This is a genomic window from Gammaproteobacteria bacterium (assembly GCA_013214945.1).
GTDB lineage: Bacteria > Pseudomonadota > Gammaproteobacteria > Enterobacterales > Psychrobiaceae > Psychrobium.
In genome coordinates this window covers 25,057-39,100 of record JABSRT010000003.1, presented here as the reverse complement: position 1 = coordinate 39,100, position 14,044 = coordinate 25,057, and the positions used below count along the sequence as shown (strand labels likewise).

Here is a 14,044-nt window from a genome sequence, read left to right as displayed (position 1 = left end):
TATCCGTATAAATATCAAGTGGATTGTTATGAGTGTTCTATTTTCAAAAAGTAATGATCACTTCAAGGCGAAGTGATCATTAATAGGGCTACATTACATCATTCGATTTACTGTGCTTTATTAATCACCAACATATGTCATGTTTAATGAAATTTTTGGAATTTTATCAGCGTATAGATTGCTTGGCACTAGCGTAATCCCCACAACATCGTCAAGGATAACTGTGGCACCAATATCAAACGCTAAAATAACACCATTATTATCAACTTGACAATTGTTTGACATGTGAGGAGGCGCTAACGCTCCTTGATTAAATTCACTCTTAATGCGTACAAACCTCTGGCCGCCATAAACTGCTGTAATATCCTCACAAGTAACCGCGTAATCTGCAGGATAATCAAATAAATTTAATTCGACATGATAGCCACTTTGAGCCGTTAATTGGCTAATTGAATAACCTACTTTAATATTTAATGGCTCACTCACTTGTTCATTTGAACCAGATGCCGTAATCACTCTAGTAACATGTTGGGAAATATTGCCAAAACATTGCTCAACATCGTTTGAACACGGAGCATCTGAATAGAGATCTAGTCCTTTAATATCTTCATGGGCCGTGTACATTTCGACCGTTCTTATTTGATCGTTAACTTTTGAACTGTCTATTTTGACTAATAACTTGTCTTCATTGCTAAAGGATTCAGATAATGTCTTTAGATGAGAAAATGTCATACTACCACCGTCATCTAGCGTAACCACAACGACATCATCACCGTCTTCTACGTAGGTGCCTAAATACGTTCGTTCAGCATCGCCAGGGTAACAACGGGCTGTATTAGCGTCAGAGTAATCACCATAAAAAGCCTGGCCGTCGATAAACTGCCAGCTATGGCATTGAGCAAGAGCCTCCGTTGGTCCGTAAAAACTAGCAATGAACTCAACATCTGAGATAAAGAGAGTTGGACCAACAAGAACATTGGTTGATGGTTCTACTGATACGCCAGCTTCAATGATGGGTAAGTCTATCCATGCATCAACCCAAGCATCATTATCGTCACCATGTTTATCATCAATGGCAGAGAAGTATAAGCGACCTGTTTTATCATTATAAGTATTATGGGCAGAGCCACCAAAATATGCGATGTAATCATCAATAACAACTTTTACGCCATCAGAGTAAAGCACTCGCGATGTAACGCTCAGACTATCGCCTTCGGGATCAGTGAACAACTCGCTTAGATCAATGGTGAAATTAAAATCTACGCCTGCTTGAATCTTCCATTCATTAGCCTGAGCTTGAATCTCTGCAAGTTTAGCGCTATTAACCAGTGGTTTTTGATTAATTACTGCATTGTTTATTTCAAGAGTAAATGTTGCAACTACCTGACCTACCTCACTATCATTGGCATCAACATCTACGCCCTCGACTGCAATAGTAAGAACGCCAGATTTTAAGATTTCATTGCTATTGAATAAACTCTCTGCATCCGATATATCAGCAGTAAACCCAAACTCAGTTAATTGCTTTAATGTCTCACTCGTTAAACGGGTTACTATGTTGTGTTGGTCGTTATCTTTATCAGTAAATAATTGGTTTGTTGGGATTACGATCATACCAGCAGCATCAGATGTGAGGTTTTGAGGTAGACTTTTGACGATCATGGCATAAATGCTAGGATCTATTTTTAGCTTATTGTTTATGACGCTTACTGTCGTGTCATCTCCATCTACTATAGCCACGACATCATTATCCCTAATGTCGAGCGCTGTATCGTTAACAATAGCGGTAACTAAGTCGGCGGCTTCTTTAGCCATCTGCATTGGTTTGTTTTTATACTGTGTTAAATTTTTCGCTTTTGATGCGGCAAGGATTTGTGCTGTTTTGTGCAATCTCGCATCAGAATCATTGGTGAGGGATTGAGCAACGAAATCGCGATACAACTCTAACGAATCATCATTTAGTGATACTTTAACCGCTGCAATAGCCTCGATTTCAGTTTTAGATCCGTTAGCCATTTCAAGGACAACTAAATCAGTAATAGGAGAGATCACCGACGATGAAACAGGTGCACTGTAAACAACATCAGCAGCAACAGACTGGTTTGGGAAATCTTGGTCCACCGTATAAATACCGCTATACAAGGTTGAATCATACAGGGTTAGGGCATCACTTAATGGACCATTTTGCGTAATCGTTGCAACAGAAATAAAGCCTTCTGTCGGCTTACCAATTAAGATCTTACCTTGTTCATTGGTTAAGCCGAAAATGGTATCGTCATTGACATTAAAACTACCATCTTTATTCACATCATGAAAAACAAGCGCATTTTTTAAATACCCATCAAAAGCTGTAATTTCAACGTTATTTCCAACTTCAGTATCTGAACTCCCACAGCCAACGAGCGTGCCCATGAGCAACATACTTAAATAACTTAGTCTTGGCATTATAATCCTTTATTACATTATATTAATTTAACTTACATTACATACTGTAACAGTTGTAAATTAAATCAACAACTTATGATATTTTAAGATGACGTAGATCAACATCTCATATTTATTCTCGCCTATTATATTAAAAATCGCTTATCGGATGAATAAATGCTCGGGAAGTCCGTGCAATTATATTGTGATTATATTTCAGGTTAACGAGAGCATCAAAAAATAGGTTTTATCCTCAATAGCAGACAGCAGAACCTAAAGCCTTCATTTACTGCTGGGCTTATTTTTAGCGATCAGTTGGCTTAGTTACGGTTTCAGCAGAGAGTTGTTTTCAGGGAAAGGCTTTATTAACTGGGCTTTATTTGAGCACTAATAAGCTAGTTTCGTGCGGTAAATTAGCTTAAGCATTAGCTATGAATTGATAATACAGACTAAATAATTGTCGATTGCAAACGTTTATATTTTCAACAGCCCTATAAATGAGCTAGGCGTCAAATAGGGTACGATTTCAGCGGTATTGATTCATAGGTCAATTCGACATGACGAAAAGAAAACTAATTTATCTTGGTTCTTTACGTTATGCATCTGCAGACAACGCAGGGCAGCATATTGATTACAAGGGGTAACAACGTTACATGAAGTCGCCACTTGAGTACTTAATAGAGTCGCTAAATCAAACGTCGTTAGGGAATAAGATTTTTTTTGAAGTAGCATAACGAGCCTTCGAGTTTATCTTAGGTAATTTACATTATAGGGAAGGGGAAAAAGGATGGCATTAGAAAAAACAGATGTAGAGGTTAAGTTATCTGAGATAATAGAAGAATTAGATGGAGGGTATGATATATCTTCAATCGAGTCAGGAACGCTAATCAAGGATATTAAGCTTGACTCATTAGATGTAGTAACCTTACTTTTTGAGATAGAGGACTTTTTTAATATAAAGTTAGAAGATTCAGATGATCTTAATGAGCGTATGAATTTGGGTACTATTGGTGATTTGTCTACCAGAATTTTAGAAGAAATAGAGCTTCAAACAGAAAACATAGGTACCCCAGTATGAGAATTGCAATTACAGGAGTAGGTTGTATTACTTCTATTGGGCTGAATTTTGAAGAGTTTAGTAATAACCTAATCGAAGGTGTGGATGGTATTGCAGCGATTACCCATTTTGATACAGAAACTGTCAGCCGAAAATTTGCAGCAGAAGTTAAAAACTACCATTCAGAAGATCATTTTCACGTAAAAAAACAATTACCATATATGGATCGGTTTGCGGAATTTTCAGTTGTTAGTGCACGTGAAGCTGTTAAAGATGCAGGTCTAACTGGAGACCCGTGTCTCAAAGATGCATCCATCTGCTTTGGTACTGGAGTTGGTGGTTTAACCACTATGGAGGAATCGTATAAATTTTTGTTTCAAAAAGAAGAAGCACGCTTTCCACCTTTTACCTTACCTAAAGGGTTGGGCAGTGCTGCTGCAAGTCAAATTAGTCTTGAACTCGGCATAAAGGGCCCAACTATTGGTACTAATAGTGCTTGTGCGTCTTCGAGCCATGCCATGATCATTGGTGCAATGCTATTGCAAACAGGGCAAACGAAAATTGCTTTATGTGGTGGTTCAGAAGCTTCGCTTACATTAGGAGGCATAAAAGTATGGGAAGCTTTACGTGTTTTGTCTAAAGAGAAATGCCAACCTTTTTCTGCAGGAAGAGGGGGGGTTATTTTAGGGGAAGGAAGTGGGGCTCTTGTGTTAGAAGACTTTGATCATGCCATTAATCGAGGCGCAAAAATACACGCTGAACTTGTTGGGTTTGGAATGAGTTCTGATGCTTATCATATAGTTGCTCCTTGTATAAATGGTATGGAAAAAGCGATGACGAGTGCATTGCTTAGTGCAAAAATCACACCTGAAGATATCCAATACATTAATGCTCATGGCTCAGGCACATTGCAGAATGATTCTGTTGAAACAGCGGCAATTCGCAGTGTATTTGGAGATCATGCGAATAAGCTCGCTGTATCTTCAACCAAATCAATGCATGGTCATGTTTTGGGCGCAGGAAGTGCTGTTGAGGCAGCGGCTTGTATCGTAGCACTTAAGAATCAAGTTGCTCCACCAACAATTAATTTTGTGCCTGGAGATCCTTTGTGTGATCTCGATTATGTTGCCAATGTTTCTAGAAGCATGCCTATTGAGTATGTTATGAGCAATTCTTTCGCATTTGGCGGATTAAATGCCAGTTTAATTTTTAGAAAAACAACATAACGAAAGACAACAAACTTAATGATTCGGTCCTGCTTATCAATAAAGCACTTAACTTATCGAAAGGTTATTGTATTTTCCTGACTCTAAGTTTAAAGCCCCATCATTAGGGGGGAGCTTAAATTGGCGTTGCCTTTTACGTGTTTGAATGAAATGTCGTCATGGATCGCATATAAAACACAAAATTAATATCACTTTGTTTGGGTAACTAAGTATGGTTATTAGGCCCTTACTGGTGATCTTGGACTGAAAACACGTAAGTTAATCAGGCAAACTTTTGAGTATCTGGAAGTTGAAATTTAACGAAGAGCTGTAAGCAACCATTATGGTCACCTTTGGTCTTGGTACCACCCAATTGATTCGTGTCAGTGATAATAAATGAATCAAAGGACTACGACCAAATTACTTCAATAGCTCCCGAGTTTCAACAAAAGATACTAGGGCCAATATTTTTGAGCAGAAGGTTATTTATGTGTAAGTACCGGACTTGCGGGCAGACCCCAAATATCCCACGGCATTGAGTCGGTGGTTGTTTAGTCTTTACAGAAAAGAAAACTGAAAACGACAATACACAATTTAGTTACATTAGAATTTGTAACCCCAATTTACCATTAAAGGAATTTATTGAATGGCAAACCGTTCAGGTAATATTGACTTCGCCCCAGTCAAAGGTCAACTAAATAATATTAAACAAAGACAGAGCTCGAAAATAAACCCTACACGTCAATTTATGTTAAGTCATTTAGGTTACGATCATTTGATTTGTCAAGCTAATGGATCTACTTTGACTGATGAAAATGGCATTGAATACACAGACTTTATTTCTCAATACGGCGCATTACCGTTTGGGCATAATCCAAATTTTCTGATAAAAAGAATCTCCACATTTTTTAGTGAAAATGAACCCAGTTTAGTACAACCATTAATCGCTCCTGAAGCTGAGGAGTTGGGCCGTCGACTTATACAATTATCTCCCCTAGATGATGGTTTCTGTACTTTTTGTAATAGTGGTGCTGAAGCCGTAGAAGCTGCAATAAAGCTAGCACGTTCTTTTACTGGTAGAAAGCATATCGTCGCTACAACTACTGGCTTTCATGGTAAAACTCTAGGGGCATCCTCAGCCACTGGGAATAAACAATATAGTGAACCATTTCATATTGATACAAGTGAATTTTCTCATGTTGAAATAGATAATCTAGAACAAATCCGAACTGTTTTAAGCGAACAAAAAACGGCAGCCGTCATTCTTGAATTAGTTCAGGGAGAGGGTGGAATGCAAGTGTTGAGTAATAACTACCTAAATAATGTTTCATTACTGTGTAAAACGTTCGGTACTTTATTAATTATTGACGAAGTTCAAACGGGAATAGGACGTTTAGGCAGCCTTTTCGGACTAAGTTTATACCCTGAAGTAAACGCAGACATTATTTGTTTAGCTAAAGCTTTGGGAGGAGGACTTGTGTCCTTAGGCGCAATTTTATCGAAAAGCGAAGTATGGACTGATGACTTTGGAATGTACCATAGCTCTACTTTTGCAAACAATAATTTTAGTTGTGCCATCGGAAATAGCGTTTTAACAGAACTTCTATCTGATGAGCTAAGAATTATCAATAATGTTAACGCCATGAGTTCTTATTTATCAAATGAACTTGAACGCATCGTTTATAACTATAGTGAAGTGTTTGAATGCGTTAATGGAACAGGTTTAATGCTAGGACTGAAGCTTAAAGCATGGCCTGAAGAACATAGCTATTTTTTTGGTGTTACAAATTTTCATGGCTTAGTTGTCCCTATTGTGTGTAGTTATTTGATGAACAAACACCATATTATTACAGCACCAGTTTTCAATCATGCAAGTGTTCTAAGAATTGAGCCGAATTTGACTGTATCTAAGAAGCAGATAGACAAATTTATTTTTTCTTTAGAAGATGTCGGAGAAATTATAACTAATAAAAAATTCGCGACATTGTGTTCATCAATGGTTGGTCTTAATAATGTAGACGTTAGTTATGCAGAAAAAAATATACCGCAAGATCCCATTTTACCTTCTAAGCCATTAGATGGTCAGTGTTTAGGACGATTTGCTTTTTTTATTCACCCCACCACCAATGAAGATTGCATTGATATAATGCCTCAAGCAATACGAAACCTTTCTCCAGAACATATAGTCAAGTGGGAGAGCTGGATGAACTCATGGACGAGTAAACATTACGATCCGGCTCCAGTGCTAAAGATTCCAGCGGTTATTAATGCTCAAGGAGACTATGTTGAAGGCTGGTTAATTAGTTGCCCATTAACACCAGAAAAAATGATGCGTCTTAGAAAAAAAGACAGAGAAGAATTGATTAGAAAATATTTCGCTATAGCAGAATCAATAGGGGTAGATAGAGTTGGTTTAGGGGCTTTTACATCAATAATTACTTATGGCGGAACACGATTACCTGAGCATACTACACCCGTTACAACCGGGAATAGTCTAACGGGTATGGTAAGTGCTAAAGGTGCCATTGCCGCAACATTTAACCGTTGGGGTTCTTGTGATGATAAATGCTTAGCTGTTGTTGGTGCTGCTGGCGCTGTTGGACGAGTTTCCGTTATTGAAGCATCGAGATATTTTGGTTGTATTATTTTATTTGGGAATCCAAGTAATCCTACTGCATTAGATGGCTTACAAGAAGTTAGAGGTGAAATACTCTGGCGAGCTTTAGATGATAAAGCAAACGGTATTAATAATGCCATTTATGATCGGTTAATTGAAGAAATCGGATCGGTATTAGACACCACTATTAGACAATTTTTGCAGCACGCCTGCGAAAAAAACTATATCGACTTAGCTGATTATATTCAATCAAAGCATTCATTGGCACTTGAAAGCGTGATTGCAATATCGGTTTCTCTTGAGAACGACCTTCCTAAATGTGACACGATTATTTCAGCGACTTCTAATGGTAAGAACTTCATTGAAAGTGAGTTTATCGCGCTTAACTCAGTCGTGTGCGATGCTGCAAGACCTCCTGATTTTTCCAGTTCATTATCAATTGATAGGCCTGATATTCATTCATTTGAAGGAGGTTTGGTCAAGTTGCCACACCCAATAGCATTTGGGAAGCCAAACATATTAGGGTTTGATTCAACGGTAAATTTAGCTTGCTTATCTGAAACCATTGTACTTGCAATGAGTAAAGCTGAAGGTGATTTTAGTTTAGGAAAGCAACTTAGCATTATTCAAGCAAGAGAAATCTACAAAACAGCTTGTGAATTTGGCTTTAATTTACCTGATTGTTGTTCCAGCAGTGTGCTAGCGAACGATGTTATAAACAGCAATTAACAATTATTATCGAGTAAATATCGTTGATAAAATCAGACAATAACGGCTGTTTTTATCAACGACTTTTTATGTGTTTATTTTAGGACAAGAACATTGAACATTAACTGGACTAACATGCTATTTTCCCGCCCTTTCTCTGTTTTGCTCGTAGGAATACTATTTGTAGCGATATCAGGAATAGGGGCTAATAATCTGTATTTTAGAGGGGACTATAAAGTGTTTTTTGAAGATGATTTTCAAAAACTAATTGAGCATGAAAAAATGCAAACGGATTTTGGAGTAAATGATAACATCATTATCGTTTTTGCCCCCAAAGATAAAAATATTTTCACTAAAGATAATCTTGGTATTATCAAGGAATTAACAGATGAATCTTGGCAAATACCTTATTCGTATCGAGTAGATTCGATCACTAATTATCAACACTCCAAGTCTGATGGTGAAGATCTGATTGTTGGTGATTTAGTCTATTCTCTTTCAAATATTAATGCTCAATTTTTGAAAGACGTTAAGGCAATAGCTATCAACGATCCGATTTTGTTAAACCGGTTAGTTTCTAAAGAAGGACATGTCGCACTAGTCAATATAACCGTTGATATACCTAATGAAGATAAAAGTAATAAAATATTTGAAGTGATAAACTTTGTACGATCTATTACTGATAATTTAAAACTGAAATATCCAGATACCCAATTTTATCACGCCGGTATTGTTGCAATGGATTATTATGTTCTAACAGAAACTAAAAAAGATACTTTTACATTAATACCGATAATGTCATTTGTCATAGTGGTGTTTTTAATCATACTTTTAAAGTCGGTATTCGCCACATTTTCAACCTCATGTATTGTTGCTTCCGTGCTAGTTTCGACAATGGGAATAGCGGGTTGGTTAGGATATTTCTTAAGTACAGCATCAGTGAATGCACCTGTAATAATTATGACTGTAGTCGTCGCTGATTGTGTTCATTTAATCTCGTCAATGATGTTTGCACTAAATAAAGGGAGTAATAAAAAAGATGCCATTACCTATTCTTTAAAGTTAAATATTTTACCAATACTTATTACAAGTTTGACAACGGCAGTTGGTTTTTTGACGTTAAACTTTTCTGAGGTCCCTGTTCTTCAAGATTTAGGGAATATTACGGCTATAGGTGTTATGTTAGCTTTCATTTTTTCGATAACATTACTCCCTACATTATTATTTATCCTACCTATTAAGACCGTTAATACTCAGCCTAACACCTTCAATGGAATTGCAACTTGGGTAATTAAAAATCATAGAAAGTTATTACCGCTTACACTCGTAATCATCGTTATTTCTTGCTACCTACTGTCGTTTAACAAAATAAACGATCAAACAACAAAGTACTTTTCAAAAGGCCATGAATTTAGAGAAGCAACAGACTTTATACAGAACAATATTTCAGGAATGTCACAAATTGATTTTGCTCTTGATAGTGGGATTTCAAACGGTATTAATAATCCTGAAGTATTAGGTAAAATTGAAAAGTTCAGTGCTTGGTTAAGAGAGCAACCCGAGGTGGACAGTGTTTCGACTATTTCGGATATTCTTAAAAAGCTGAATATGAATATGAATGGAGATGACATAAACCACTATCAACTGCCTGACAGTAAGGAATTAATTGCTCAATATATGTTGTTATATGAAATGTCATTACCTTACGGATTAGGCCTGACTAACCAGATAGATATGGATCGTTCGACCGTTAAAATTGTTGCTACATTAAAAAACTTGGGTAGTAAAGAGTTTACCGAATTTGAAGGAAGGGCAATTAGTTGGGTAAATAAGCACACTAAAGGGTTAAGGTTGACTGCCGCCAGTCCCGCATTAATGTTTGCTCATATTGGCGAGCTAAATATGAAAAGTATGTTAAAAAACACCCCTTTAGCATTACTATTAATATCTATGTTACTTGTTTTTGCATTGAAGTCATGGAAGATGGGATGTATTAGTATATTACCTAATCTTTTGCCTGTCATGATGGGCTTTGGAGTATGGGGGCTGTATTCAGGTGAAATAAACCTCGCATTATCCGTTGTTTCCACAATGACTCTAGGCATTATTGTTGACGATACTGTACATTTTTTATTGAAGTATAACTATGCGCGTAACTCAATGAATTTGTTGCCGGAAGCATCAATAAAGTTTGCCTTCGAACAAGTTGGTCAGGCTCTATTGACTACTACTGTTGTATTATCTTCTGGATTTATGGTGCTATTTTCATCGTCATTTCGATTAAGTTCAGATATGGGCTTGTTAACTGCACTCATTATAATTTTCGCGCTGGTTGTTGACTTCTTATTGCTGCCCGCATTTTTACTGTACTTTGATAAGAGAAATATTGTTACAGAAAAATAATATATATTTGGTTTGTTATTATTTATCTTCAATAAGATAACTTTTTATTCAGCTTACGTTGATTTTTTTAATACAACTCATGCATTAAATTTAAGGTAATAAATGGAAATTATAAACTCTAAACAATCAGATTGTGAATTTATCATTAAAACACTATGCAAATCATTCAATGATGATCCTGTTGTAAATTGGTTTATTAGACAAGATTTATATAGGGATGATGCTATTCGGGAGTTTTTTGAAAAATCATTACTAGTAATGGCTTTACCATACAAAAAAGTTCATCACATAACTGAATATGAGGGAGTAGTGCTTCCTGTACCATCAGAAAGCTGGGCCATAGGGCTTTTCAAGCAATTGAGGTTTTTTAGCTCTATTTGCAGAGTTTCAGGAATAAAGCAATTACCTAAAGTGATTAACGGGTTATATCAAATGAATAAAGTACATATCACAAGACCACATATGTACCTGTTATTTATTGGTGTTAACCCGAACGCACAAGGAAAAGGAGTTGGCAGTAACTTGCTTTCTAATATGATTGAAGAATGCGACCAACAGGGTTTACCTATATATCTAGAGAATAGTAATCCGGATAACGAATTATTTTATCAACGTTTTGGATTTGTGATAATTCATGAGATTAAACTTGGTAGAAATGCCCCACGATTGACAGCTATGGTTAGAGAACCAAATAACCGAAAAATAATGAATGTTAGCAGTGGCCTATAAATTTGGTCAGCCAAAATAATGGAGAAAATACATGTTAAACAGGTCTATAACGACCCTAGTTCTCACCGCTGCACTGACCTTAGTCAGTCAGGTTGTTGCGGCACAAACAGCTGAAGAAAAAGGGCTGGAAATATCGCAACAAGTAAAGCTAAACGACTTAGGCTGGATTGATTCTACCGCCGACATGCTAATGATTTTACGAAATAATCAAGGTCAAAAAAGCATTCGGAAAATTAAGATGAAGTCATTAGAACAGCTTAACGATGGTGATAAAAGTCTAATCATTTTCAACAAACCAAAAGATGTTAAGGGAACCACTTTTTTGACTTTTTCCCACCCCAAGGCCAACGACGATCAATGGTTATACTTACCCGCTTTAAAACGCGTAAAACGCATATCTTCGCGTAACAAATCAGGCCCATTTATGGGATCAGAGTTTGCCTTTGAAGATCTAAGCTCTTTTGAAGTTGAAAAATATAGCTATAAATATGTTGGCGACGAGTCGCTTAATAGTGTGGCGACATTTAAAGTGGAGCAATATCCGCGGGGTGAAAATTCGGGTTATACCAAACGCATCGTCTGGATTGACAAGCAAGCGCATCGCATCCAGAAAATAGAATTTTACGATCGAAAAAATAGCCTGTTAAAAAACCTAAGTTACGTAGGTTATAAACAGTATTTATCGAAATTCTGGCGCGCTGATAGCATGGTAATGGTTAACCACCAAACCGGAAAAAGTACAGAATTGAAATGGACAAACTATGCCTTTAAAACTGGTTTGAAAAACAGCGATTTTAGTCGTAACGCACTAAAAAGAGCACGTTAATGATCAACGCTAAATACACTATCGTGTTAGCTGCATTAGCCATACTACTGAATTTAAACATTTAGTCGATATGATTAAGGCATCGGTAAGGGTTGGATTACTGATAACTTGATGCCAGCCTTTCACTGGTACTTTACTATCAATTGATAATACAGACTAAATAATTGTCGCTTGAACTCGTTTATTTCTTTAACAGCCCTATAAATGACCGAGGCGTCAAATGGGGTACGATTTCAGCGATATTGATTGATAGGTAGATTCGACATGACGAAAAGAAAACTAGTTTATATTGGCTCTTTACGCAATGCTGCTGCAGACAAAGCAGGGCAGCATATTGATTACAAGGGACAGCAACGGTACATGAAGTCGCCACTTGAGTATTTAGTGGAATCGCTAAATCAAACGTCGTTAGGAGACGAGTATTCTTTAGAAGGTATCATTTTTGACGACGATGAAAACTTAGCTACCGATTGTGAAAAGATCCAAGATTATGGATTTTCTCCTCAACAAGACAAAAACTGGTTTTATCCTCTCGATTTAAAGGTTCAAGGAAAACTACTTGCAGAAATAACCTACTCAGTGCCGTCGTCGTATCGACGTTTTCCGATGGATGCGCCGCAGCGTATTAGTGGGAAAAGTGATTTTGAAATGCGTTTGCAAGATAAACTCATTGAATTAAAGGCCGATGTCGTGCTGTTGGATGGCCTGCTTATTATACTTGATGAGCTGATCCGCCCTGGCAGCCTATTTTGTCGAAAAGTTGTCAATATTCATCCCGGGATCACCAGATTAGAGTCGCCTTATGAACGTCGTGGCGCCTATGGAACATTAGACTCGTTGTATGGTGCTCGCGGTAAAAAAGTTATCAATTGGAATACCATGGAAACAACGCCAGTGGACACTCTATTAAAAACCGGAGCGTCGTTCCATTATGTCGATAATGGGATTGATTCAGGCGAAGTGATCGTTGATGTACTCAAAACTGACATTGAACCAGAAGATACTATCTTAGAATTACGATGGAATAATTTTAATCTCAGTTTATTTCCTGCTATTGAGCAGGGCTTGTTATTTCTTGCTAACAAAGAGAAAAATAAACAACTTGAAACTGAAATAGCCTAATTTTTAGCAAATGAGATAAAAAACCGATGATTGCAATCATCGGTTTTTTATGCCTTTTAGCGATGATTTAATACGATTTTCAAATCGATAAAATGGTTTTAAATTCTGAAATAAAGACTTAGCGGCAACCAAAAAAGGCGCATCAGCTCTTAACTGATACGCTTTATAGTCTGACCTTTGCTGTTATTTTTATTGGTTATACCAGGGCAAAGGGGAATTAGACCAATGGGGAGTTATCCCATCGATTTACAACAATGACTCAATGCATCACGCACCATAAAATTAACTAAGGTCTTGGAAACGCCAAGTTCCAGGGCAATATCTTTTTGTGCAACGCCGTAGATTCTATGTTGTTCAAATACATAACGGGTTCTTGCGGGTAATTGTGCCAATGCAACATCTAGTTGACTCAACGCTTGGCTGTCATTATGTATTACTTCAGGAGATGATTTATCGATTGCGACATCAGCTTCTTTAAACACGAAAGTTTTATTGATCAGAGTCTGCTTGCGATGATGATCGATCGATAAATTACGCACGATTTGGAAAATATAGCTAAGTTGTGCCTTCGGTGAAGAGGTCGCTTTTGGCGTAGAAGGCAATCTAAAGAATGTTTCTTGAACTATATCTTCGGCGTATGAGTAACACCCGGTGAGACGAACAGCGAACCTAGTGAGATTAAGAATATTCTTCTCATATACTTGTAATAAAGGGGTTTCATAGGTGCAAGTAGTGTCCGTTTCCAACATGTGCGTCTTCCTTTTTCAAATAATGAATGCCTTGAATCTGTCGCGTATACTAATACCAATGATAACTATTATCAACAACGAATTTTGTATATCTCAGATTAATCAATGAGATATAAAATATTTGTTTATATTTGTTTAATTTACCCCATCTCATGCCGTTTGAAATATGGTTATTAGGGCGTTTTATTTCATTTGTTAGCCCGT

The 14,044-nt window shown here is 37.0% G+C and carries 9 protein-coding genes; 7 read left to right on the top strand and 2 right to left on the bottom strand.

The window, feature by feature from the left end:
- Positions 1–120 precede the first annotated feature (120 nt).
- Positions 121–2,445 (bottom strand): hypothetical protein, encoded by a 2,325-nt coding sequence (locus HRU23_02185; GenBank protein NRA52931.1) that lies wholly within the window; start codon positions 2,443–2,445, stop codon positions 121–123.
- A 766-nt stretch (positions 2,446–3,211) separates the two neighbouring features.
- Here HRU23_02185 and HRU23_02180 point away from each other — a divergent pair.
- The 7 genes from HRU23_02180 (at position 3,212) to HRU23_02150 (ending at position 13,091) form a co-directional block, all read left to right on the top strand.
- Positions 3,212–3,502, top strand: a complete 291-nt coding sequence (locus HRU23_02180) for a hypothetical protein (GenBank protein NRA52930.1) — start codon at positions 3,212–3,214, stop codon at positions 3,500–3,502.
- The gene (locus HRU23_02175; GenBank protein NRA52929.1) at positions 3,499–4,707 is read left to right on the top strand and encodes a beta-ketoacyl-[acyl-carrier-protein] synthase family protein; all 1,209 of its coding nucleotides are present in this window, start codon (positions 3,499–3,501) and stop codon (positions 4,705–4,707) included. The genes HRU23_02180 and HRU23_02175 overlap by 4 nt, the downstream gene beginning before the upstream one ends.
- A 625-nt stretch (positions 4,708–5,332) precedes the next feature.
- Positions 5,333–8,032 (top strand): aminotransferase class III-fold pyridoxal phosphate-dependent enzyme, encoded by a 2,700-nt coding sequence (locus tag HRU23_02170; GenBank protein NRA52928.1) that lies wholly within the window; start codon positions 5,333–5,335, stop codon positions 8,030–8,032.
- Between the two features lie 93 nt (positions 8,033–8,125).
- Positions 8,126–10,414, top strand: coding sequence for an MMPL family transporter (locus HRU23_02165; protein NRA52927.1), 2,289 nt, complete (start codon positions 8,126–8,128; stop codon positions 10,412–10,414).
- A gap of 102 nt (positions 10,415–10,516) precedes the next feature.
- Positions 10,517–11,143 carry a GNAT family N-acetyltransferase gene (locus HRU23_02160; protein NRA52926.1) on the top strand — a complete coding sequence of 209 codons (627 nt, stop codon included), beginning with the start codon at positions 10,517–10,519 and terminating at the stop codon, positions 11,141–11,143.
- A gap of 31 nt (positions 11,144–11,174) precedes the next feature.
- On the top strand, positions 11,175–11,969 hold the full coding sequence (locus HRU23_02155) for an outer membrane lipoprotein-sorting protein (GenBank protein NRA52925.1): 795 nt from the start codon (positions 11,175–11,177) through the stop codon (positions 11,967–11,969).
- Positions 11,970–12,233: 264 nt separating this feature from the next.
- Complete coding sequence (locus HRU23_02150; GenBank protein ID NRA52924.1) at positions 12,234–13,091, top strand: N(5)-hydroxyornithine transformylase PvdF; 858 nt, start codon at positions 12,234–12,236, stop codon at positions 13,089–13,091.
- Positions 13,092–13,324: 233 nt separating this feature from the next.
- Here the strand turns inward: HRU23_02150 and HRU23_02145 are convergent, their stop codons facing one another.
- Positions 13,325–13,840, bottom strand: coding sequence for a sigma-70 family RNA polymerase sigma factor (locus HRU23_02145; protein NRA52923.1), 516 nt, complete (start codon positions 13,838–13,840; stop codon positions 13,325–13,327).
- Positions 13,841–14,044: the final 204 nt, after the last annotated feature.